This window comes from Micromonospora sp. NPDC048930 (genome assembly GCF_043197935.1).
GTDB lineage: Bacteria > Actinomycetota > Actinomycetes > Mycobacteriales > Micromonosporaceae > Micromonospora.
In genome coordinates, this window is the sequence record NZ_JBICUB010000010.1 from 137,200 (window position 1) to 160,364 (window position 23,165).

Below are 23,165 nucleotides of genomic sequence, written 5' to 3' on the forward strand. Positions count from 1 at the left end.
CGGGCCGCTACAGCTCGGGCACCACGATGTCGAGCTGGCGGGGGCGACCGGCCGCCGTGGGCTGCTCCTCGACCGTGTACTTGAGGTCGCGCAGCGCCCCGATCAGGGCGGCGGCGGTGCGCGGCCGGGCGCCGGCGGTCAGCAGGTCGCGGACCAGCCGGCCCTTGGTGGCCTTGTTGAAGTGGCTCACCACCGAGCGCGTCGGCACCCCGTCGACCTCCCGCTCGTGCAGCACCCGGACCGTCACGGTGCGCTCCGCGACCGCCCCGCGCGGCGCCCAGGTGGCCGCGTACGCCCCGGAGCGCAGGTCCAGCACCGGCCCGCTGCCGGCGGCGGCCGTCATCGCCGGCGCGAGGGCCGTCCGCCAGTACGCCGACAGCGCGCCGACGCCGGGCAGCCTCGCCCCGACCGGGCAGCGGTAGGGCGGGATCCGGTCGGTGAGCCGGACCGCCCCCCAGAGGCCGGAGCTGATCAGCACCGAGCGGCGGGCCAGCCGTTCCGCCGCCGGGGGCAGCGTGGCCAGGTCGAGCGCCTCGTAGAGCACCCCGGTGTAGATCCGCCCGGCCGGCGCGGTGGCCGCCTCCCGCAGCCGCGCGTTGCGGCGCAGCTCGCCGCGCTGCCCCTCGCTCAGGCCCAGCGCGGCCCGGGCCGCCGCCTCGTCCGGCCCGGCGCAGAGCGCGACGAGGGCGGTGAGCACCTCCTCGCGGGCCGGGGTCAGCTCCGGCAGGGAGAGCCGGGACAGGTCCAGCCGGCGGCCGGTGCCGGCCTCGGCCTTCCCCTCGGACGGGGGCAGCAGGATGAGCATCGGATCAGCGTACGACCCATGCTCAGCGCCACGGCCGCACGGCGCTCTGCGGGTGGTACACGCGATAGCCGCCCACCTCGGCCACCACGGCCGCGTCGGCCCGGTCGCCGAGCAGCCGGCGCAGCACGCGCTCCGCCGACGACCCCACCGCCAGCACGTACCCCGGCCGGGCCGCCCGCCCCACCCGCTTCCAGTACGCCGGGTAGCGGTTCTGCCCGGGCGTCAGGTCGCCGTCCAGCACTCCGCAGACCACCGCCTCGCCGGTGTTGAAGATCAGCCGGTTGCAGGTCCAGTAGTCCGCGTACACCTCGTGCAGCCCGGCGCGGCGGACCGCGTCGGCCAGGTCCCGGGCCCCACGCTCCTCGGCGCGCAGCCCCGGCGCGTCGGCGACGAACGCCACGGTTGCGGCCAGCGTGGCGGCGGTCAGCGCGGCCAGCACCAGGCCCGCCGCCGCCCCGCCGAGCCGGGCGCCGGCGCGCGCCGTGCCGCGCGTGGCGTGCCGGGCGGCCAGCCAGAGCGGCCAGAGCACCGCCGGCAGGGAGATCTGCAGCACCGACAGGTACCGGGCGTTGCCCAGCGGGTCGGTGGCGGCGAGCGGGCTGCGGACGTACCCGAGCAGGGTCAGCGCCGCCCCGACGACCAGGGCGAGCTGGGCGACCGCCCGGACCCGCGCGGCGCCCTCCACGGCCCGCCGGTACGCGACCAGCGCCAGCCCGGCGGCGGCGACCAGCAGCAGCGGGTAGAGCAGGCCGAACCACTCCTGCCACCGGGCGCAGCCGTCCACCGGACAGAGCCCGGACGCCAGCGGCACCCCCTCCAGCAGCCCGCCGTGCAGCCGCTCCGACCAGGTCGGGGTCACCCCGTCCTTGGTGCTGATGTCCCGGAACACGGACAGCGAGTCCTGCCCGTCCGGGGCGATCAGATTGTCCTTGATCATCGGCGTCACGCCGAGCAGGAACCCGACCAGCAGCAGCACCCCCGGCCAGCCGACCAGGTCCCGGGGCGCCGCCCAGAGCAGCACCAGACCGGCCACCGCCAGGTACGGCACGATCAGCCAGTCGGACCAGAGCGCCACCCCGGCGAGCAGCCCGAACACGCCGGTGGCCAGCCAGCGGTGCCGCACCCGACGCTCGCCGAGCGCCACCGCGATCAGCAGCATCGCCAGCACCGCCGGCTTCCCCTCCGGCCGCCCGCCCACCACGGTGAGCTGGTCCCGCACCACCCGCTCCGAGCCGAGCGCCAGCAGGCCGACCACGACGGTGGCCAGCCACGGGGAGAAGAGCCGACGGGTCAGCCGGTACGCCAACCACAGGAAGATCGCGTAGAGCGCCAGCAGCGGCAGCCGCAGCACCGGCCAGCTCGGCCCGGCCAGCCACACCAGCGGGGCCGCCAGGTACGACTCCAGCATGCCCATGTAGCGCTGGCCGTACAGGAAGACCGGCCGTTCGTGGCCGGTGGCGATGTGCATCGCGGCGAGCCCGAAGGTGGCCTCGTCGCTGTTCGAGGTGGGCAGGGTCAGCAGCGTCAGGACCAGCCGGTAGCCGACCCCGGCCGCCCCGAGCAGCAGCGCGACCAGCGCCGGCCGGTCGAGCCTCGGACGCCAGCGCCCCGGGTCCCGCACTGGTCTCGACACGACCACGCCCCCGTCGTCGCCTGCGACCGCAGTCTGTCACGGCGACGGCCGGCGGCGGGGTGGATCGGCGCAGACGACTCGCGTGGCCGGTCCCGTCCGGTTGTGGCAGGGTGGCAGCGTGCCACCCACACCGCCGGACCAACTGGCCGTACCGCAGCTGCACCGGGCCGCACGCATCGAGGACGCCGTGCACGGCCTGCTGGAACGCCGGCTGCGGCGCACCGGGTGGCAGGTCAACATCATCGCGTACGCCGGGTACGGCGCCCCGGGCTGGGCGCGGGTGCTCTGCCGGGTGCTGCTGGGCCGCCCCGACACCCGGCAGCGGGGGCGGTTGGAGAAGGTGCGCGGCTGGCGCAGTTTCGCCACCCTGCCCGCCAAGTACGCGACGGTGACCATCGAGGCGAACGGGGTACGCCAGGAGGCGACCGCCGACCGCAGCGGCTTCGTCGACACCGTGGTCGAGGGGGACTTCACCCCGGGCTGGGGCTGCGTACGCCTCACCGTGCCCGAGGCCGAGCCGGTCGAGGCGTTGGTCCGCATCCTCGATCCGGACGTCCGGTTCGGCATCCTCTCCGACATCGACGACACGGTGATGGTGACCGCGCTGCCCCGGCCGCTGCTCGCCGCCTGGAACACCTTCGTACTCGACGAGCACGCCCGGGCCGCCGTGCCCGGCATGGCCGTGCTGTACGAGCGGCTGGCCACCGCCCACCCCGGCGCGCCGGTCTTCTACCTCTCCACCGGCGCCTGGAACGTGGCGCCGACGCTCACCCGCTTCCTCTCCCGGCACCTCTACCCGGCCGGGCCGCTGCTGCTCACCGACTGGGGGCCGACGGCCGACCGCTGGTTCCGCAGCGGCCGGGAGCACAAGCGGGCCACCCTGGCCCGGCTGGCCCGCGAGTTCCCGGACGTCCGGTGGCTGCTGATCGGCGACGACGGGCAGCACGACCAGGAGATCTACCGCGAGTTCGCCGCCGCGCACCCGGACAACGTGGCCGGGGTGGCGATCCGCCGCCTCTCGCCCACCCAGTCGGTGCTCGCCGGCAGCCTGCCCACACCCGCGGGCCGCCCCTCCGCCGGCCCGGTGGGGCAGAAGTGGCTCTCCGCCCCGGATGGCGCCGGCCTCTGGAAACTCCTGCGCGAAGCGGGCCTGGTCTGACGAACGGCCCGGCCCGCTCCGCACCGGATCCTCAGTTGCCGGCCACGACCTCGGCCGTGCAGCCGGCCGCGGCGCGGCGCTGCTGGATGAGGTCGACCACGGCCTGCCGGTTGGCGATCCGGGCCGCCGAGTTGGCGTCCGGGTTCTGCCGCTGCGCGGCGATGAAGGTCAGGTTGTTCCGCAGCGCGGTGTCCAGCCCCTGGCAGTTCTCCGTCGCCCCGGCCCTGCCCTGACCGCCGTTGCCGGCCTGGCCGCCGCCGGCGTTGCCCTGGCCCCCGTTGCCGGGCTGGGCCGGATCCCCTGCCTGGACCTCGGCCGTGCAGCCGGCCGCGGCGCGGCGCTGCTGGATGAGGTCGACCACGGCCTGCCGGTTGGCGATCCGGGCCGCCGAGTTGGCGTCGGGGTTCTGCCGCTGCGCGGCGATGAAGGTCAGGTTGTTCCGCAGCGCGGTGTCCAGCCCCTGGCAGTTCTCCGCGGCCTGCCCGGTCCCGGTGGCCACCGCGAAGGCCGCAGCCGCGGCCACCGCCAGCGCGGCCCCGCCGGCGATCTTCCGGTTCCGCGCCGACCCCGTCGTCCCGCGCCTGCTGGTGTTCCTGCTCCACGCCATGGCAGCTCCTCCGCCTCGTCGTCCCGGGTGTCCGGCATCCGTGGAGCGGTACGGGCGGTGCGCCCCGACGGGTTCACGCGGTACCCGGTGAGGCCGAGCGGATCAACCCTCGGTGAGGAAGACGGCGAGTTTCCCTACGGACTGTAGTGTCCGAGCCGGCCAGAAGAGCTGGGACGGACATGTCTCTGAGACATGAACATGTCGGAGAGACATGTCGGTCTGAAGGGTGTCTCCGCCGGCTCGCGCCACGCCGGAACCCGGTGGGCGGCCGCGGGCGCGCGGCTCAGGCGGTGGCGGCCCCGGTCGGCGCCGGGGCCGACGTGGGGACGCCGAGCGCGGCGAGGCGTTCCCGCGCGGCCGGTACCGTGGCGGGATCCGCCGCCAGCTCCACCAGTTCGCCCAGGGGCAGCGGCTCGCCGGTGGTGGTGAGCAGCTCCGGCGGCCCGGTCCAGGAGTGCCGCCAGGCGGCCACGCCGGAGTCGACCGCCGCCGCCTCGACCGCACCCTCGAACGCCGCGGTCAACGCCTCCAGGGCCGACTCGGCGTCGGTGTCCAGGCTGAGTTCCCGGGCGAGGTCGGCGTACCGGTCGGCGGCGAAGAGGTCGAGCAACTGGTCGAGGTCGGCGTCGGCCCGCCCGGTGAGCCGGGTGGCCGCCTGGTACAGCGGGTGGGCCAGCCCTCGGGCGGACTGGTACGCCAGGGTCGGGGTGAGCCGGTCCCAGGGCAGCAGCCGGACGCCGGCCCGTTCGAAGAGGCCCGCTTGGAGCTGTCGGCCGGCCGCGTCGACGTCGGGCAGCAGCACGGTGGCGGGGCGGCCGTCGGCGGCGACCGGTACGTCCGGTACGAACCGGAGCGCGGCGATGCGATCACCGATCGGCGGGTGGCTGTCCCACCAACCCGGCTCGGCCGGCGTCACCTCGACGCTGCGTTCCCGGATCTCCTCGCGGCACGCGGTCAGGTACGCCGCGAACCCCCCGAACAGGTCCTCCGGCAGGTGGCCGCGGTCGTACGCCGGCAGCACGTGACGCTCCAGGTACTCGTCCCAGCCGGTGCCCACCACCCGGATCTCGCGCAGCGCGCTGACCATCGCCGCCCTGCCGCCCGCGGCCACGGCGTAGCGGTCGGCCTCGTACTCCAGCTCCCGGCTGACGGACTGCTCGACGGCGACGTACAGGTGGGCGTAGCCGGTGAGCACGGCCCGCAGCACCCCGACGGTGGTGTTACGGACCGTCTCGACGATGACCATCCGGCCACGGTGAGCGAGGCGCACCGTGGCGGTGTGCCGGCCGGAGAAGTGCCCCATCTCGTGCGCGAGGACCGCCCGGAGTTGGTCGACCGTGTACGCGCCCAGCAGCGGCAGCCCGATGAGCACGGTGCGCCAGCCGGGGATCAGGCCGAGCAGCTTCGACTCCTCGGTCACGGCGGCGTTGGCCGCGCCGACCAGCCGGATCTCGTCCGGCTCGCGGGTGCCGACCCGGTCGGCCAGGTCCCGCACCAGCGCCCACAACTCCGGCGCCCGTTCCGGGGTGAGCCGGACCCCGGCCGGCGGGGACGGGCGGAGGGCCAGCTCCCGCCCGAAGGCGAAGATCAGCGCGAGGAGCAGGGCGATCGCGGCCCCGACCACGAACGGCCGGAACGTCTGGGCGCCGGAGCCGTCCCAGTCGGTGCCGTACTCGATGCCGACCGCGCCGAGCGCCAGGACCAGCCCGAGCGCCAGGACGTAGAAGCCGACGAGCAGCGCGACGGACAGCGCGGCGCGCAGAGACGTCTTCATTTGATCTTCCTCCCCCGTGTGCGGCGTGCAGGCTATCGACGGGGGAGGATGCGCGACAAGACCCTTTCGGCGCGGGATCAGTCGCGGCGGAGCCAGAGGACGCCGAGCGGGGGCACGCGCAGCGCCACCGACGCCGGCATCCCGTGCCACGGCACGCCCTCGGCCCGCACCGCGCCCAGGTTGCCCACGCCCGAGCCGCCGTAGTGGTGGGCGTCGGTGTTGAGCACCTCGGTCCAGGTGCCGGCGGCGGGCAGCCCGACCCGGTAGCCCTCCAGTGGCCGGGCGGAGAAGTTCGCGACGCAGACCAGCGTCGCGCCGTCCGGGGCGATCCGGATGAACGAGACGGTGTTGTTGGCGACGTCGTCACCGGCGATCCAGCGGAACCCGGCCGGCTCGGTGTCCTGCGCCCAGAGCGCCGGAGTGGCCCGGTAGACCCGGTTGAGGTCGCCGACCAGGCGCTGCACCCCGGCCCGGGCCGGGTCGTGGGTCAGGTACCAGTCGAGGCCGCGCTCCTCGCTCCACTCCCGGTCGTCGGCCAGCTCGCAGCCCATGAAGAGCAGCTGCTTGCCCGGGTGCGCCCACATGTACGCCAGCAGGGCCCGCACGTTGGCCAACCGCTGCCAGGTGTCCCCGGGCATCTTGCCGACCAGGGAGCCCTTGCCGTGCACCACCTCGTCGTGGCTGATCGGCAGCACGTAGTTCTCGCTCCAGGCGTACGCCAGGGAGAAGGTGAGCTGATGGTGGTGGTGCTGCCGGTAGATCGGGTCCTTCGACGTGTAGAGCAGGGTGTCGTGCATCCAGCCCATGTTCCACTTGAAGCCGAAGCCCAGCCCGCCTTCGCTGGTCGGCCGGGTCACCCCGGGCCACGCGGTGGACTCCTCGGCGACCATCACCACCCCGGCGTGGTGCTTGTAGACGGTGGCGTTGACCTCCTGGAGGAACGCGATGGCCTCCAGGTTCTCCCGGCCGCCGTGCACGTTCGGCACCCACTGCCCCTCCCGGCGGGAGTAGTCCAGGTAGAGCATCGACGCGACCGCGTCCACCCGCAGCCCGTCGACGTGGAACTCGGCCAGCCAGTAGAGCGCGTTGGCGACCAGGAAGTTGCGCACCTCGCGGCGGCCGAAGTCGAAGACGTACGTGCCCCAGTCGGGGTGCTCGCCGCGGCGCGGATCGGGGTGCTCGTAGAGCGGAGTGCCGTCGAACCGGGCGAGGGCCCACTCGTCCTTCGGGAAGTGCGCCGGCACCCAGTCGAGGATCACCCCGATGCCCGCCTGGTGCAGCCGGTCCACCAGGTAACGGAAGTCGTCCGGGTCGCCGAACCGGGCGGTGGGGGCGTAGTAGCCGGTCACCTGGTAACCCCAGGAGCCGCCGAACGGGTGCTCCATCACCGGCAGGAACTCCACATGGGTGAAGCCCAGGTCGGTCACGTACGCGGTGAGCTGCTCGGCCAGTTCCCGGTAGCCGAGACCGGGCCGCCAGGAGCCCAGGTGCACCTCGTACACGCTCATCGGCTCCTGGTGCGGCCGCCGCTTCGCCCGCCGCGCGAGCCAGTCGGCGTCACCCCACTCGTACGTCGAGGAGTGCACCACCGACGCGGTGGCCGGCGGGACCTCGGTCCGGGCCGCGAGGGGGTCGGCCTTGTCCCGCCAGTGCCCGTCGGCACCGAGGACGCGGTACTTGTAGCGGGCGCCGACGGGTGCGTCCGGCACGAAGATCTCCCACACCCCGCTGGCGCCCAGGGAGCGCATCGGCCAGCCGTCGTCCGGCCCCCAGCCGGTGAAGTCGCCGACCACCCGGACGCCGCGCGCGTTGGGCGCCCAGACGGTGAACGCCACGCCCTCGTCGAAGACCCGCGCGCCGAGCACCTCCCAGAGCCGTTCGTGCCGCCCCTCGCCGATCAGGTGCAGGTCCAGTTCGCCGAGCGTGGGCGGGTAGCGGTAGGGATCGTCGTGCACGGCGCCGTCCACCTCGACCCGGTAGTCGAGCACCTCGCCGGGCAGCACGGCCTCGAAGACGCCCACGTCGTGCACCCGCTTCATCGGGTGCCGCTCGTCCCCGACGAGCAGGGCCACGTCGCCCGCGCCGCGGCGCATGGTGCGGATGGTGGTGCGCCCGTCCGCGGGGTGCGCGCCGAGCACGGCGTGCGGGTCGTACGCCTGGCCGGCGATCAACTGCTCCATCGTGCCTCGTCCTTCTCGGCCGGTGCGGTCGGGGCGGTGCCGCCGGAGAGGTCGGCGGGTACGTCTTCGACGGTCAGGTCGGGCGCCCCCAGAGCCTGGGGTGCGGGCTCGGCCGGCGGGGCGGGCCGGCGCACCGTGAGTACGTGCGCAGGTTGCAGGTACGGGTCGAGCCGGACGGCGTTGCGCTGCCCCCAGTCGTAGCTGGCCCCGGTCAGCTCGTCGTGCACGGTGAACCGGTCGTGCCAGTCGAAGCCGAGCGCCGGCATGTCCAGGGTGGTGTTGCCCCACTGCACGGAGTGCGAGTCGAAGGAGCAGACCACGACGACGGTGTTGCCGGTGTCCGGGTCGTGCTTGGACCAGCAGAGCAGCGCCGGGTTGTCGATGTCATGGAAGCGCAGGTTGCGCAGCTGGTGCAGGGCCGGGTTGTCCCGGCGGACCCGGTTGAGGGTGGCGATGAACGGGGCGAGCGAGCGGCCCTGCTCCTGCGCGCCCGTCCAGTCCCGGGGGCGCAGCTCGTACTTCTCGTTGTCCAGGTACTCCTCGGCGCCGGGGCGGGCCACGTGCTCGAAGAGTTCGTACCCGGCGTAGATGCCCCAGGAGGGGGAGAGGAGCGCGGCCAGCACCGCCCGGATCTTGAACATCGGGGGGCCGCCGTGCTGCAGCGACTCGTGCAGGATGTCCGGGGTGTTGGGCCAGAAGTTCGGTCGCATGTAGTCGACCGCGGCGATCAGCTCCTCGCAGTACGCCCGCATCTCCGCCGCCGTGGTGCGCCAGGTGAAGTAGGTGTACGACTGGGTGAAGCCGATCTTGCCGAGCCCGTGCATGATCGCCGGGCGGGTGAACGCCTCGGCGAGGAAGAGCACGTCCGGGTCGACCTTCTTGACCTCCCGGATCAGCCAGTGCCAGAAGTCGAACGGCTTGGTGTGCGGGTTGTCCACCCGGAAGATGCGGATCCCCTCGCCGACCCAGTGCAGCACCACCCGCAGGATCTCCGCCCGGATGCCCTCCGGGTCGTTGTCGAAGTTCAGCGGGTAGATGTCCTGGTACTTCTTCGGCGGGTTCTCCGCGTACGCGATGCTCCCGTCGGCCCGGGTGGTGAACCACTCCGGGTGGTCGGTCACCCACGGGTGGTCCGGGGCGCACTGCAACGCCAGGTCCATCGCCACCTCCAGGCCCTGCTCGGCGGCGGCCGCGAGGAAGTCGCGGAAGTCCTCCGGCGTACCCAGGTCGGGGTGGATGGCGTCGTGACCGCCCTCGGCGGCGCCGATCGCCCACGGCGAGCCGACGTCGTCCGGCCCGGCGGTGAGCGAGTTGTTGCGGCCCTTGCGGTTGATCCGCCCGATCGGGTGGATCGGCGGCAGGTAGAGCACGTCGAAGCCCATCGCCGCGACGCCGGGGAGGCGTTCCATGGCGGTGACGAAGGTGCCCGACTGCGCGGGCGCGTCGACGGTGGCCGGGATCGCGCCTTCGGAGCGGGGGAAGAACTCGTACCAGGCGGAGAAGAGCGCCCGGGGGCGGTCCACCCAGAGCCGGTGCTCGTCGCCGGTGGTGACCAGTTCGCGGACCGGGTGAGCCCAGAGCAGCGGGGCCAGGTCGAGCGCCGGGCCGACCCGGCGGGGCAGGTCGAGGTCCTCGTCGCGCAGCGCGACCACCGCGGCCCGGACCCGCTCCCGCTCGGCCGCCGGGACCAGCTCCAGCGCGGCCTCCAGCACCCGGGCCCCCTCGGCCAGGTCGTTGGCCAGATCCGCCGGGCCCTGGCCGGCGGCGACCTTCTTGGTGACGGCGTTCTGCCAGGTCAGGTACGGATCCTGGAACGCCTCGACGGTGAACCGCCACTCGCCGACGGCGTCCGGCCGGATGGTGGCGTGCCAGCGGTCCTGGCCCGGTTCGCCGGGGTGCATCCGGGTGAACGGGCGGGCCCCGCCGTCCGGGCCGAGCCAGACCACGTTGCAGCCGAGCGCGTCGTGCCCCTCCCGGTACGCGCGGGCGGACACCGGCACCAGCTCGCCGACCACCGCCTTGGCCGGGTAGCGACCGCAGGAGACGACGGGGGAGACGTCTTCGATCGGGAATCGTCCGGTCACCGGTTCAACCTACTGCGCGAGATCGCTTCGCGCTCGGGTCAGCCGGCGGCGCCCACCGACCGGTACACCTCCAGCGTCCGCTGGGCGATGGTGTCCCAGGAGAAGTGCTCGACGGCCCGGCGGCGGCCGGCGAGACCGAACTCCTCCGTCCGCTTCGGGTCGGCCAGCAGCTCGTTGATCGTCGCCGCCAGGTCGGCCACGAACCGCTCCGGGTCCAGCGGCCTGCCGCTGCCGTCGGTGGCCTGCTCGATCGGCACCAGCAGGCCGGTCTCGCCGTCGGCGACCACCTCGGGGATCCCGCCGGTGGCGGTGGCCACGACGGCCGTCTCGCAGGCCATCGCCTCCAGGTTCACGATGCCCATCGGCTCGTAGACGGACGGGCAGACGAAGATCGTGGCGTGGGTGAGCACCTGGATCACCTCGTGCTTGGGCAGCATCGCGGCCACCCAGACCACCCCGGAGCGGGTGGCCCGCAGCTCGGCGACCAGCTCCTCCACCTCGGCGGCGATGTCCGGGGTGTCCGGGGCGCCGGCGAGCAGCACCAGCTGGGTGTCGGCGGGCAGCTCCCGGGCCGCCCGCAGCAGGTACGGCAGGCCCTTCTGCCGGGTGATCCGCCCGACGTAGACCACGCTGGGGCGGCCCGGGTCGATGCCGAGCCGGTCCACCACGTCGGTGCCGGGGTCCGGGGCGTACTGGACGGTGTCGATGCCGTTGTAGACCACCCGCACCCGGTCCGGGTTCACCGCCGGGTAGGCCATCAGCACGTCCTGCCGCATCCCCTCGCTGACCGCGATGATCGCGTCGGCGGCCTCGTACGCGGTCCGCTCGCACCAGGAGGAGAGCACGTACCCGCCGCCGAGCTGCTCGGCCTTCCACGGGCGCAGCGGTTCCAGGCTGTGCGCGGTGACCACGTGCGGCACCCCGTGCAGCAGCTTCGCGGTGTGCCCGGCCAGGTTGGCGTACCAGGTGTGGCTGTGCACCACGTCGGTGCCGGCGGCGCCGGCCGCCATCTCCAGGTCGACGCCCATGGTGCGCAGTGCCGGATTCGCCCCGGCCAGCCCCGCCGGCTCGGCGTACGCGGTGACCCCCGGCTCGTCGCGGGGCGCGCCGAAGCAGTGCACCCGCACGTCGGCGAGGCGGCGCAGCTCGCGCGCCAGGTACTCGACGTGCACCCCGGCCCCGCCGTAGACCTCCGGCGGGTACTCGCGGGTGAGCAGGTCGACGCGCAGGCGTGCGGAATCCGTCATGCCCGGCACCCTAGTGCAGAAACGCGGCCCGCACCGGGTGCGGAAACGTGCCCGTACGAGTGGTGAAGTCGGGGCGGGATGGATAGCGTCTCACCATGGCTGCCAAGGTGCTCGCGATCGTCCTGGCCGGCGGGGAGGGCAAGCGCCTGATGCCCCTCACCACGGACCGGGCGAAGCCGGCCGTCCCCTTCGGGGGGATGTACCGCATGGTCGACTTCGTCCTCTCGAACCTGGCGAACGCCGGCTATCTCAAGATCGTCGTGCTGACCCAGTACAAGTCCCACTCGCTGGACCGTCACGTCACCACGACGTGGCGGATGTCGACCATGCTCGGCAACTACGTCACCCCGGTGCCGGCGCAGCAGCGCCGCGGCCCGTGGTGGTTCGCCGGTTCGGCCGACGCGATCTACCAGAGCTTCAACCTGATCAACGACGAGCAGCCGGACTACGTGATCGTCTTCGGCGCCGACCACATCTACCGGATGGACCCGCGGCAGATGGTGGAGGAGCACATCGCCTCGGGCGCCGCGGTCACCGTGGCCGGCATCCGCCAGCCGCTGTCGATGGCCGACCAGTTCGGCGTGATCGAGGTCGGCACGGACGGCCGGCGGATCCGCGCGTTCCGCGAGAAGCCCACCGACGCGGTGGGGCTGCCCGACGCGCCCGACCAGATCTACGCCTCGATGGGCAACTACGTCTTCACCACGAAGGCGCTCTGCGAGGCCGTCGAGCGCGACGCCGAGGACAAGACCAGCAAGCACGACATGGGCGGCAGCATCATCCCGATGCTGGTCGAGCGGGGCGAGGCCAACGTCTACGACTTCAAGGACAACGAGGTGCCCGGCAGCACCGACCGGGACCGCGGCTACTGGCGGGACGTGGGGACGCTCGACTCCTTCTACGACGCCCACATGGACCTGATCAACGTCCACCCGGTGTTCAACCTCTACAACTTCGACTGGCCGATCTACAGCAACCAGCCGCCGTACCCGCCGGCCAAGTTCGTGCACGCCTGGGGGGAGCGGGTCGGCCGGGCGGTCGCCTCGATGGTCTCGCCCGGGTCGGTGATCTCCGGCTCGCTGGTGGAGAACTCGATCGTCTCGCCGAAGGTGAAGGTCCACTCCTGGGCGCACGTGGACGGCGCGGTGCTGATGGAGGGTGTCGAGATCGGCCGGCACGCGGTCGTCCGGCGGGCCATCCTGGACAAGAACGTCTACGTCCCGGAGGGCGCCGAGATCGGCGTCGACCTGGAGAAGGACCGGCAGCGCTACACCGTCTCCGACAACGGCATCGTCGTGATCGGCAAGGGTCAGCGCGTCGAGCTCTGACCGCCCGTACTCCCGAGGAGGATCCGCAAGTGGCCCATCCCCGTGCCGGCCAGCCCGCCGAGCCCGCCGACCTGGTCGACGTCCCCCGGCTGGTGACCGCCTACTACGCCGAGCACCCGGACCCGGCCGACCCGGCGCAGCAGGTCTCCTTCGGCACCTCCGGGCACCGCGGGTCCAGCCTGCGGAACGCGTTCAACGAGGACCACATCCTCGCCGTCACCCAGGCGCTCTGTGACTACCGGCGGGAGCAGGGCCTGGACGGCCCGCTCTTCCTCGCCCGGGACACCCACGCGCTCTCCGCCCCCGCCGAGGCCAGCGCGCTGGAGGTGCTCGCCGCCAACGGCGTCACCGTGCTGCGGGACAGCCGGGACGGCTACACCCCCACGCCGGCGCTCTCGCACGCCATCCTCACCCACAACCGGGGCCGCACCAGCGGTCTCGCCGACGGCATCGTGATCACCCCGTCGCACAACCCCCCGGACGACGGCGGGTTCAAGTACAACCCCACCAACGGCGGGCCGGCCGACACCGACGTCACGAAGTGGATCCAGGAGCGCGCGAACGCCATCCTCGCCGCCGGGCTCAAGGAGGTGCAGCGCATCCCGTACGCGCGGGCCCGCGCCGCCGACACCACCGGGGGGTACGACTTCCTCGCCCGGTACGTCGACGACCTGCCCGCGGTGCTGGACATCGACGCGATCCGGGACGCCGGGGTGCGGATCGGCGCGGACCCGATGGGCGGGGCGAGCGTGGCGTACTGGGGGGAGATCGCCGACCGGCACCGGCTCGACCTCACGGTGATCAACCCGACGGTCGATCCGACCTGGCGGTTCATGACCCTGGACGGCGACGGCAAGATCCGGATGGACTGCTCCTCGCCGAACGCGATGGCCTCGCTGATCGCCGCCCGCGACCGGTTCCAGGTCTCCACCGGCAACGATGCCGACGCCGACCGGCACGGCATCGTCACCCCGGACGGCGGCCTGATGAACCCGAACCACTACCTGGCGGTGGCGATCGGCCACCTGTTCCGCACCCGCGACCAGTGGGGTCCGGCGGCGGCCGTCGGCAAGACCCTCGTCTCGTCCTCCATGATCGACCGGGTCGCCGCCGACCTGGGCCGCCCGCTGCTGGAGGTGCCGGTCGGCTTCAAGTGGTTCGTGCCCGGCCTGCTCGACGGCGCGGTCGGCTTCGGCGGCGAGGAGAGCGCCGGCGCCTCCTTCCTGCGCCGGGACGGGAGCACCTGGACCACCGACAAGGACGGCATCCTGCTCTGCCTGCTCGCCTCGGAGATCATCGCGACCACCGGGAAGAGCCCCAGCCAGCACTGGACCGAGCTGGCCGACCGCTTCGGCGCCCCCGCGTACGCCCGGATCGACGCCCCGGCCAGCCGGGAGGAGAAGGCCGTCCTCGCCAAGCTGTCCCCCGACCAGGTGACCGCGACCGAACTGGCCGGCGAGCCGATCACCGCCATCCTCACCACCGCGCCGGGCAACGGCGCGTCCATCGGCGGGCTGAAGGTGACCACCGGGTCGGGCTGGTTCGCCGCCCGGCCGTCCGGCACCGAGGACGTCTACAAGATCTACGCGGAGTCGTTCCAGGGGCCCGAGCACCTCACCCGGATCCAGGAGGAGGCGAAGGCGCTCGTCACCGAGGTGCTCGCCAAGGCGTGACGGCGGCCCAGGGCCCTATCGGGGCGGGGGCAGCTCGCGGCGGTTGAGCTGTTCCCGCATCCCCTCGGGCAGCAGTTCCCGGAGCTGGTCGGGCAGCAGCGGCAGGTCGAGCAGGCTCAGCTTGAGCTGGTTGCGCTCCTGGTAGCGGCGCGGGTCGAGGCGGACCACCAGGCCGGCGTCCCGGACGTACCGGACGTGCACCGCGCCCTCGGTCGCCGCCTCCCGGATGACCAGCCCGTCCATCTCCACCGCCACCGGCGCCGAGTCCGGGCGCAGCTCCAAGTGGATGGTCTCGTGGGGGGAGAGCACCACCGAGCGGGAGATGCCGGCCATCGGGGCCGACGGCGTGACCACCACCGCCTGCGTCGCCGGGGAGATCAACGGCCCACCGGCCGCGTAGCTGTACGCCGTCGAGCCGGTCGGCGTGCTCACCACCAGCGCGTCGCAGCGGTAGTAGCCGTACCGCTGGCCGTCGACGGCGAGGGTGGCGGTGACGAAGCCGGCCCCGGGGTGGCGGACCAGGGCGATGTCGTTGAACGCCACCACGTCGTCGCCGCAGACGTCACAGGCGAGGCAGGCGTGCGACTCGACGGTGAAGTCGCGGGCGACCAGCCGCTCCAGCGCCCGCGGCAGCTCCGGCGGCTCCACCTCGACGAGGAAGCCCAGCTTCCCCAGGTGCACCCCGAGCACCGGCTTCGGATCCCGGATCGCCGAGCGCAGCGCGCCCAGCATCGTGCCGTCACCGCCGATGCTGATCAGCGCGTCCGACCGGGCGGCGAGCTGGCCGGCGGGGACGAGCTCCACCGACGGCGGTACCCGGTGCGCGTCCTCGGTCCGGACGGCCAGGGTCTTGCCGTGCTGGGCCGCCCATTCCTCGATGATCCCCAGCACCTCCGAGACGTCCCGGGTGGGATGCAGGACCAGCCCGAACACGTAGCCCGCCACCGGTACAGCTCATCACATGTGCGGACGGCCCGGCGGGCGTACCGGAAGCTGCGCCGGTGGTGGGATCAGGCCGCCGGTGCCCGGGCCGCTCGCCGTGCCGGTCCCGGAGCGGATCCGGACTCGCAGGCACAAAGGTGACTTTTCGCGCATCCTGCCTGGTTGCCGCTCGTTGAGCCGGTCGGGTGCGGCGTGACGGCCGGGCGTCGTCGCGCCCCCGATCGGACGGGAGGGACCGTGAAGATCGTAGTGACCGGAGGGGCCGGTTTCATCGGCTCCAACCTGGTTCGGGCGCTCGCGGAGGTGCCGCAGGTGAGCAGGATCGCCGCGGTGGACGACCTGTCCACCGGGTCCCTGGACAACCTGCTCGACCTGCCGGTTCGCCTGTTCCAGGGCAGCGTGCTCGACGCCGAGCTGCTCGACGAGGCCGTCGCGGGGGCGGCCAGCATCGTCCATCTCGGCGCCCTCGGGTCGGTGCCCCGCTCGATCGACAATCCGATGCGCAGCCACCACGCCAACGCTACCGGCACCCTCACCGTGCTGGAGGCGGCGCGCCGCCACGGTGTGCCGCAGGTGATCGTGGCGTCCTCCTCCTCCGTCTACGGGTCGAACCCGGTGCTGCCCCGCGTGGAGACCCTCCGGGCGATGCCGGTGAGCCCGTACGCGGTTTCCAAGCTCGCCACCGAGGCGTACGCCCTCGCGTACGGAACCTGTTACGGCATGTCGGTACTGCCCTTCCGCTTCTTCAACGTGTTCGGGCCCCGCCAGGCCGCGAACCACGCGTACGCCGCGGTCGTGCCGCGGTTCGTCGCTGCCGCGCTGGCCGGGGAGCCGCTGCGCGTCCACGGGGACGGTCGGCAGACCCGCGACTTCACCTACGTCGGCAGCGTCACCTCGGTCATCGTGGACGCGGTGCTGCGTCGGGTCTGCGCTCCCGACGTCGTCAACCTCGCGTTCGGGGCGCGGATCTCGCTGCTCGAACTGATCGCCGAGCTGGAACGGGTCCTCGGCCGGCGGCTGGACATCGTGCACGAGGCGCCCCGCCCCGGCGATGTCCGGGACTCCCAGGCGGACAGTTCGGCGCTGCGGGCGCTCTTCCCGGACGTGTCGCCGGTGCCGTGGACCGAGGGAGTTCGCGCGACCGTCGAGTGGTACGCGACCCGGATGTCGAAGCAGCCGGTGGGATGACCGACCAGCCGGTGGCGCACCGGGCCCGTCCGGTGGGGGCCGCCGGATCGCTGGTGTCCGAGGGCTCCCCGCCGCCGACCGCCACCTCGCGGGGTCGGACGCTGGCCGTGGGCATCGTCTCCTCGCTGGCCGGCAAGGCGGTCGGGCTGGCCGCTCCGCTCGTGGTCACGCCGCTCACGTTCGGCTATCTCGGCCCCGAGCGGTACGGGCTCTGGATGGCGGTCACCTCGCTGACCAGCATGGCGCTCTTCGCCGACTTCGGGCTCGGCAACGGCCTGCTGACCAGGCTGTCGCGGCTGCGGGCCGAGGGCGACGATCGCACGGCGGCGCGGGAGATCGGCACCGCCTACGCCCTGCTGGCGTGCGCGGCCCTGGTCCTGTTCGCCGTACTGGCCGGCTCGGTCCGACTGGTCGACTGGCCGGCGTTGTTCGGCGTCCCGGCCGCCGGGGTGGCCGGGGACGTGCGGCCCGTCATGCTGGTCTGTCTGGGCGCGTTCCTGCTCAACCTTCCCCTGGCCCTGGTGCAGCGGGTCCAGTACGCCTACCAGGAGGTGGGCCGGAGCAACCTGTGGCAGGCTGGCGGCAGCCTGGTCTCCGTCGCCCTGGTGTTCCTGGCGGTCCGCGCCGATCTCGGGCCGCTGCCGGTCATCGCGGCCGCGGTGCTGGCGGTGCCGGCGACGAACCTCGTCAACACGATCCACCTCTTCGGCCGGCGGTATCCGCGGTTGCGTCCGCGTCTCGACGCCGTGGACCTCGCCCGCGCGGGCGGGCTGCTCCGGCTGGGTGTCGCCTTTTTCGCTGTCTCGGTCCTCAGTTCGGTGGCGTTGAACCTCGACGCCTTCCTGGTGGGCCGGGTGCTCGGGTTGGCGGAGGCGGCCACCTACGCCGTGGTGCTCCGGCTCTTCGCCCTGCTCGCGCTCTTCGTCACCCTGGTCAATCTGCCGCTGTGGCCGGCGAACGGAGAGGCGCTCGCCCGCGGCGACCTGGACTGGGTCCGACGGACCACGGCCCGGATGGTCTGCCTGTCGGCGGCGGCGGTCGCGGTCCCGGCGACGGGGCTGGTGTTCTTCGGCAACGACCTGCTGCGGCTCTGGCTCGGCGACGATGGTCCCGCTCGGCTGCCGACCGGCCTGTTCGCCGCGCTCGCCGTGGGTTCCGTCCTGCTGGCCTGCGCCGCGCCGCTGTTCATGGCGCAGAACAGCCTCGGCCTGCTCCGTCCGCAACTGGCCGGCTGGTCCGCGTGCCTGGCTCTGTCGATACCCGCGAAGGTCTACCTCGCGAACGCTCTGGGCCTGACCGGGGTCGCCGTCGTGGCGAGTCTCGCCTACGCCGTGACGGTCCTCCCGGCCGCAGTGCTGGGGTACCGCCGGGTGCTGATCGTCGTCTCCGCCCACCCCACAGATCCGTTGGAGGTCTGCCGCCATGCTTGACACGGTTCGCCGGGTGGTCGCGACGGTACGCGACCGCAGGGCCTGCGCCCGCGATCCCGAGGGGTTCGCCCGTTCCATCGGGGTCGACCTGAGGGGCCGGGTCCGCTTCTACGGCATCGACCGCGCCATGTTCGGCTCCGAGCCCTGGCTGGTCTCGCTCGGTGACAACGTCTTCATCACCGCGGGAGTCCAGTTCGTCACCCACGACGGCGGGACGCTGATCCTGCGCCGGGAGCACCCCGACCTGGAGTGGACGGCGCCGATCCGGGTGGGTGACGACGTCTACATCGGCGTCCGCTCGATCATCCTGCCCGGGGTGACCATCGGCGACCGGTGCATCATCGGCGCCGGCTCGGTGGTGGCCCGCGACATCCCGGCCAACAGCGTCGCCGCCGGGGTGCCCGCGCGGGTCATCCGCAGCACCGACGAGTACCTGACCGCGATGCGCGCGAAATCCCTGGGCTGCGGGCACCTGCCGGCCCAGCAGAAGGCCGCGGTGATTCGGGAGCACTACGGTGTTCCCGGGCGCTGAGGCGGTCGGTGCGGAGGTGGCCCGGTGCGGGTGAGGCGCGGCCGGCCGGGCCCGGTGCTGCGGCGACTGGCGTCGGCGGCCGACCTGGGGTGGACGGCCGGTCGGCGGATCCGCCGGGCGGTCCGGGGATGGGCCCTGGCCGGGCGCTTCGCGGCCCGCGGGGACAACGTCGTCTTCGATCCGGACGGGGTGTACTCCTTCGAGACGATCGAGCTGGGCAGCAACGTCGACCTCGGGTACCGCCCGATGCTGATCGCCGCCCGCGGGCGGATCCGGATCGGCGACAACGTCATGTTCGGCCCGGAGGTCACCATCCGGGGTGGGAACCACCGCACCGACCTCGTCGGCCGGCCGATGATCGCGGTGGGCAAGCAACCCGGCGACCAGCGGTACGACCGGGGCGTGACCATCGGGGACGACGTGTGGATCGGCACCCGGGCGATCGTGCTGCACGGCGTGACGATCGGACGTGGTGCGGTCGTCGGGGCGGGGGCCGTGGTGACCCGGTCGGTGCCGCCCTATGCGATCGTGGCCGGAAACCCGGCGCGGATCATCCGGCTGCGGTGGCCGGTGGCGACCATCCGCGAACACGAGTGTGCGCTCTACCCGGCGGACCGGCGGCTGGGCGACGAGGAACTGGCCGCGCTGGCCGACCTGCCGGGAGCGTTCGCGGCGTCGACCGCGCCACTGTCGACAAAGGTGCGGACCGTCGAGGTCCAGGAGCGGTAGTCGAAGTCGCGGGCGCGGGCCAGGGCGGCCTGGCTCATCCGTCGCCACTGCGCGTCGTCGAGGTGCAGCGCCCGGCGTAGCCCGCGGCGGACGTCCTCCGCGGTGGGCCCGTCCAGCACGATGCCCTCCCGCCCGTCTCGCACGTACCGGGCGAGGTCGCTGGTGTGGTTGAGCAGTACGGGGCAGCCGGCGGCGAGGCTCTCGGGCACCTTCGACGGAAAGCCCGCCCGGGCGTAGCCGGCGTCCGGCCGGACCAGGACCGAGAAGTGCGACCGGCGCAGCTCGGCGAGCACCCGGTCCCGGGACACCCGGCCGAGGAACGTGACGGAGTCGGCGTCGAGCAGGCCGGCGTCCAGGTCGGACGACCGGGGAGCGTCCTCCCGGGACACGCCGGCGACCACCAGCTGGACCCGGCGCCGCTCGGGTGCGGGCAGCATGGCCAGGCCCCGCAGCACGACGGCGAGGAGGTCCTTCGGGCCGGGTGAACCGGCGTACAGGATCCGCAGGCCGCCGGCCAGGAGCGGTGGCTCGGGCGGGGCGTACTCCGCGCAGTCGACCTGCGGCGGGACCACCAGGACCGGGCGGCCGCGCCGCGCGTAGTGGGCGCCGAGGGTCTCCGAGACGGTGACCACCCGGTCGGCGAGGCGGCCGGCGAGCAGGGACGACCACCGGTGGCGGAGGAAGTAGGGCGTGAGCCGCCCCCGGGGAAACTGCCCCGGGTCGTGCCGTTCGAGCACGTCGACCAGCACCGGGACGCGCAGGACGGCCCGCAGGACCGCCCAGCTCGTGAAACCGAACAGGTTCAACGGCACGTAGACGCAGCTCAGCTCCCGTCGCTGTACGCCTGCCCGGTGCAGGGCGCGCAGCACCCGGATCGGTCGCGCCTGCCGGCGCAGCCACCGGGCCGGCCGACCGTGGAAGCGGCCGGTGAGCGTGAGCAGCCGCACCTCCGGTGGCAGTGCGGGGGCGGGGTGCGGCCGACTCCCGTCGTCCGGCCAGTCGTTGACCACCAGGGCGGTGCCTCCCGCCGGTGGGGCCGAGCGCGTGAGCTGGAGGAGCCGGTTCGACATGGCATCGCCGTGCGGAAACCGGAACGCGCTGAGGACGAGCAGTCGAGGCGACACCGGTGCGGCGACGGCGCGCGGGGACGGTGCGACGGAGGTCGCTGCGGTCTGGTCCATGCCACCTCGGCAATTCAGTCGTTCATATAGGTAAGAGGTATTTGCCGGAATCATCGTACGCTGTCCTGCTTGTACTGGTCGCAGCGTCGCGACGTGTCATCGAGGGGGAGACGTGGAGGCCGAGGGGGAGAGCCGACCGTTCCGGACGGCGGCCGGTGGCGGGAGGCGACCGGTGAGCCGACCGGTGGTCGTCCAGCACTACGCCGGCTCGCCCGGGGCGAACGGCCCGCTGACCGCGGTCGAGCGGGTGCTCGCGTCGCCGCTCGCCGAGCGCTACGAGTTCGTCCGGATGCACCAGCACCGCGGCAACGGCGGCCTGGACGTGGCGCTGCTGCGGGAGTGGGTGACCCTGCTGCGCCGGGTGCGGCCGGACCTGGTGCACGTGCGCGGCCTGCAGAACGAGGGGTTCCACGGGGTACTCGCGGCACGGCTGGCCGGGTGCCGGCGGATCCTGGTCACCGTGCACGGGACGGTACGGGACCTGCGGTACGCGGGGCGGTCCTGGCGGCACCGGCTGCTCGTGCACGGCGCGGAACCGTTCACCCTGCGGGCCGCCACGCACGTCGCCACCGTCTGCGAGTACGCCGCCGGCCGGGACTTCCTGGCCGGGGTGGGCCGGCGGTTCGTCGGCGTGATACCCAACGGCGTGCCGGTGCCGGCCGAGCCGCGTGCGGCCCGGGAGCGGGTCCGGGCCACGCTCGACCTGACCGGCGACGACCTGGTCATGCTCACGGTCGGTCGGCTGACCTGGGAAAAGGGTTTCGCGACCCTCGCCGGGGCGCTGCGCCGGCTGCCCCCGGGGCCGGCTCGTCGGGTGCTGCTCGTGGCGGGCGACGGACCCGACCGGGCGGGGATCGAGGCGGCGCTGCGCGACGCCGGGCCGGTGACGGTGCGGCTGCTCGGCGGCCGCTCGGACGTGCCCGACCTGCTCTCGGCCGCCGACCTGTTCGTGTTCCCCTCCTTGCACGAGAACCTGTCGAACGCGTTGCTGGAGGCGATGGCGCACGGCCTGCCGGTGGTCGCCTCCGCCGTGGGCGGAAACGTCGAGGTCCTCCGCCAGGGCGGCGGTCGGCTGGTACCGCCGGCCGACCCGTCGGCGCTGGCCGCCGCGATCGCACCGCTGCTCGCCGACCCGGCGGAACGCCGGGACGTCGGCGACCTGGCGCGGAAGGTGGTCGACAACGGCTACAGCCTGGACGCGATGCTCGCCACGCTGGACGGGACGTACCGGCGGATCCTCGGGGAACTGTCGTGAACGACACCTGCGCGCCGCGGGTCACCCTGCTCGGCTTCACCGTGCCGGACGACGTGTTCGCCCGGATCACCGCCCGGGACACGGTCCTGGCGACCCAGACGCAGACCTTCGCCTGGGCGGTGGCCCGCAGCCTCCGCGCCGGCGGCTGTCCCGTGCAACTCGTCTCGGCCGCGCCGGTCTCCACGTACCCGCGCAACCGCCAGGTCGTCTTCCGTGGGGGGAGGTTCCGTCAGGACGGGATCGACGGCCGGCTGCTCGGCTTCGTGAACCTCCTCGGCGCCAAGCACCTCACCCGCTTCGCGGCGGCGTGCCGCTCGGCGTCCCGCGGCCTGCGCGAGCACCGCAGCGACGTGCTGATGGTCCACGGTGTGCACAGCCCGTTCCTCTGGTTCGGGGCGCTGGCCGCCCGCCGGTCCGACCTGCGGGTCGTCGTGGTGCTCACCGATCCCCCCGGAGTGGCGCAGCCGACCGACGGGCGGCTGCTCCGCCTGCTGCGTGGCATCGACGTGGCGCTGGTCCGGGCCGCGTTGCGTCGGTGCACCGGCGTCGTCGCCCTGACCTCGGCGCTCGCCGAGGACTTCGCGCCGGGCAAGCCCCGGCTCGTCATGGAAGGGATCTTCGCGCCGCCCCCGGTCGACCGGTCGGCGCCACCCCGTCCCGCCGTGCGGGAGGTGGCCTACGCGGGCGGGCTGACCCGGGCCTACGGGGTCGACCGGCTGGTCGAGGCGTTCCGCGGGCTGCCCGACCCGGACCTGCGGCTGTGCCTGTACGGGCGCGGCGAGCTGACGGACTGGCTGCGGGCGCAGGCCGAGGCGGACCCCCGGATCCGGCCGCCGGCCGTACTCGACCGCGCCGAACTGGTGGGCCGGCTCGCCACCGCCGCCGTGCTGGTCAACCCCCGGCCGGTCGACCAGGGATTCGTGCGGTACTCGTTCCCGTCGAAGCTCATCGAGTACCTTGCCGCCGGGGTGCCGGTGGTCACCACCCGCCTGCCCGGCATACCCCCCGAGTACGCGCCCTGGCTGCGCTTCGCCGAACCGGACACGGCCGACGGGCTGCGGGAGAGCATCGCGGCTGTCCTCAGTTTGCCGGCAGCGGCGGCCCGGGCCCTTGGCGCCGGCGGGGCCGCGTTCGTCCGGAACGGACGCTCCCCGGAAGCCCAGGGTGAGCGGCTGCGGTCCTTCCTGGCCGGCCTCACCGCGGGTGCGACGGGTCGGCCGGCCATGGCCGGCGGTCCGACGGTCGCGGTCGGACACCGGGCCGCCCGTGCGGACGACCGGGACGGGGGTGTCCGGGCGGACGCCTGACGTCGCCAGGCCCGCCCGGCCAGATCCTGGCGGGCCTCGCCGTGGAGCCCGGATGCGCAGCCCCTGCACCACCGACGGGCAACGCCCTCGATGGCGGAAGGACACCCGCGT

The 23,165-nt window shown here is 73.6% G+C and carries 17 protein-coding genes and 1 pseudogene; 9 read left to right on the plus strand and 9 right to left on the minus strand.

What is annotated here, in order from left to right:
• Window positions 1-7: 7 nt before the first annotated feature.
• The gene (gene yaaA, locus ACGFI9_RS25100) at window positions 8-805 is read right to left on the minus strand and encodes a peroxide stress protein YaaA (protein ID WP_393181507.1); all 798 of its coding nucleotides are present in this window, start codon (window positions 803-805) and stop codon (window positions 8-10) included.
• Between the two features lie 22 nt (window positions 806-827).
• On the minus strand, window positions 828-2,444 hold the full coding sequence (locus ACGFI9_RS25105; RefSeq protein WP_393181509.1) for a hypothetical protein: 1,617 nt from the start codon (window positions 2,442-2,444) through the stop codon (window positions 828-830).
• A 112-nt stretch (window positions 2,445-2,556) separates the two neighbouring features.
• Between ACGFI9_RS25105 and ACGFI9_RS25110 the strand changes: the two genes are divergently transcribed.
• Window positions 2,557-3,597: an App1 family protein gene (locus ACGFI9_RS25110; RefSeq protein ID WP_393181511.1), complete on the plus strand. Its 1,041-nt coding sequence runs from the start codon at window positions 2,557-2,559 to the stop codon at window positions 3,595-3,597.
• Between the two features lie 31 nt (window positions 3,598-3,628).
• On the opposite strand, the gene ACGFI9_RS25115 is transcribed toward ACGFI9_RS25110, so the two are convergent.
• From ACGFI9_RS25115 to glgA, 5 genes are all read right to left on the minus strand, one after another.
• Window positions 3,629-4,204 (minus strand): hypothetical protein, encoded by a 576-nt coding sequence (locus ACGFI9_RS25115; RefSeq protein WP_393181513.1) that lies wholly within the window; start codon window positions 4,202-4,204, stop codon window positions 3,629-3,631.
• Window positions 4,205-4,487: 283 nt separating this feature from the next.
• The gene (locus ACGFI9_RS25120; RefSeq protein ID WP_393181515.1) at window positions 4,488-5,978 is read right to left on the minus strand and encodes a M48 family metalloprotease; all 1,491 of its coding nucleotides are present in this window, start codon (window positions 5,976-5,978) and stop codon (window positions 4,488-4,490) included.
• 77 nt (window positions 5,979-6,055) lie between these two features.
• Window positions 6,056-8,158 (minus strand): 1,4-alpha-glucan branching protein GlgB, encoded by a 2,103-nt coding sequence (gene glgB / locus ACGFI9_RS25125; RefSeq protein WP_393181517.1) that lies wholly within the window; start codon window positions 8,156-8,158, stop codon window positions 6,056-6,058.
• A complete protein-coding gene (locus ACGFI9_RS25130; protein WP_393181519.1) occupies window positions 8,146-10,242 on the minus strand; it encodes a maltotransferase domain-containing protein in 2,097 nt (698 codons plus the stop codon). Before ACGFI9_RS25130 ends, glgB begins: the two co-directional genes overlap by 13 nt.
• 38 nt (window positions 10,243-10,280) lie before the next feature.
• On the minus strand, window positions 10,281-11,489 hold the full coding sequence (gene glgA / locus ACGFI9_RS25135) for a glycogen synthase (protein WP_393181520.1): 1,209 nt from the start codon (window positions 11,487-11,489) through the stop codon (window positions 10,281-10,283).
• A 95-nt stretch (window positions 11,490-11,584) separates the two neighbouring features.
• Here glgA and glgC point away from each other — a divergent pair, with 95 nt between their 5' ends.
• Window positions 11,585-12,817 (plus strand): glucose-1-phosphate adenylyltransferase, encoded by a 1,233-nt coding sequence (glgC, locus tag ACGFI9_RS25140; RefSeq protein WP_393181522.1) that lies wholly within the window; start codon window positions 11,585-11,587, stop codon window positions 12,815-12,817.
• Window positions 12,818-12,846: 29 nt separating this feature from the next.
• Entirely contained in the window at window positions 12,847-14,490 is a 1,644-nt protein-coding gene (gene pgm, locus ACGFI9_RS25145; protein ID WP_393181524.1) for a phosphoglucomutase (alpha-D-glucose-1,6-bisphosphate-dependent), read from the plus strand.
• Between the two features lie 15 nt (window positions 14,491-14,505).
• On the opposite strand, the gene ACGFI9_RS25150 is transcribed toward pgm, so the two are convergent.
• Window positions 14,506-15,435, minus strand: coding sequence for an NAD(+)/NADH kinase (locus ACGFI9_RS25150; RefSeq protein ID WP_393181525.1), 930 nt, complete (start codon window positions 15,433-15,435; stop codon window positions 14,506-14,508).
• 234 nt (window positions 15,436-15,669) lie between these two features.
• Between ACGFI9_RS25150 and ACGFI9_RS25155 the strand changes: the two genes are divergently transcribed.
• From ACGFI9_RS25155 to ACGFI9_RS25170, 4 genes are read left to right on the plus strand one after another with little or no spacing between them, the layout of a single operon-like run.
• The gene (locus ACGFI9_RS25155; protein WP_393181527.1) at window positions 15,670-16,620 is read left to right on the plus strand and encodes an NAD-dependent epimerase/dehydratase family protein; all 951 of its coding nucleotides are present in this window, start codon (window positions 15,670-15,672) and stop codon (window positions 16,618-16,620) included.
• Window positions 16,617-18,050, plus strand: a complete 1,434-nt coding sequence (locus tag ACGFI9_RS25160) for a lipopolysaccharide biosynthesis protein (protein WP_393181529.1) — start codon at window positions 16,617-16,619, stop codon at window positions 18,048-18,050. The genes ACGFI9_RS25155 and ACGFI9_RS25160 overlap by 4 nt, the downstream gene beginning before the upstream one ends.
• Complete coding sequence (locus ACGFI9_RS25165) at window positions 18,043-18,582, plus strand: DapH/DapD/GlmU-related protein (RefSeq protein WP_393181531.1); 540 nt, start codon at window positions 18,043-18,045, stop codon at window positions 18,580-18,582. The genes ACGFI9_RS25160 and ACGFI9_RS25165 overlap by 8 nt, the downstream gene beginning before the upstream one ends.
• A 24-nt stretch (window positions 18,583-18,606) precedes the next feature.
• Window positions 18,607-19,311 carry an acyltransferase gene (locus ACGFI9_RS25170; RefSeq protein WP_393181533.1) on the plus strand — a complete coding sequence of 235 codons (705 nt, stop codon included), beginning with the start codon at window positions 18,607-18,609 and terminating at the stop codon, window positions 19,309-19,311.
• A gap of 11 nt (window positions 19,312-19,322) precedes the next feature.
• Here ACGFI9_RS25170 and ACGFI9_RS25175 read toward each other — a convergent pair.
• Window positions 19,323-20,546, minus strand: a pseudogene (locus ACGFI9_RS25175) (glycosyltransferase); the annotation flags it as partial.
• Between the two features lie 118 nt (window positions 20,547-20,664).
• On the opposite strand from ACGFI9_RS25175, the gene ACGFI9_RS25180 reads away from it, so the two are divergent.
• Together ACGFI9_RS25180 and ACGFI9_RS25185 are read left to right on the plus strand one after the other, a co-directional pair.
• Window positions 20,665-21,747 (plus strand): glycosyltransferase, encoded by a 1,083-nt coding sequence (locus ACGFI9_RS25180; protein WP_393181535.1) that lies wholly within the window; start codon window positions 20,665-20,667, stop codon window positions 21,745-21,747.
• Complete coding sequence (locus ACGFI9_RS25185; RefSeq protein ID WP_393181537.1) at window positions 21,744-23,054, plus strand: glycosyltransferase; 1,311 nt, start codon at window positions 21,744-21,746, stop codon at window positions 23,052-23,054. The genes ACGFI9_RS25180 and ACGFI9_RS25185 overlap by 4 nt, the downstream gene beginning before the upstream one ends.
• The last annotated feature ends 111 nt before the right edge of the window (window positions 23,055-23,165 follow it).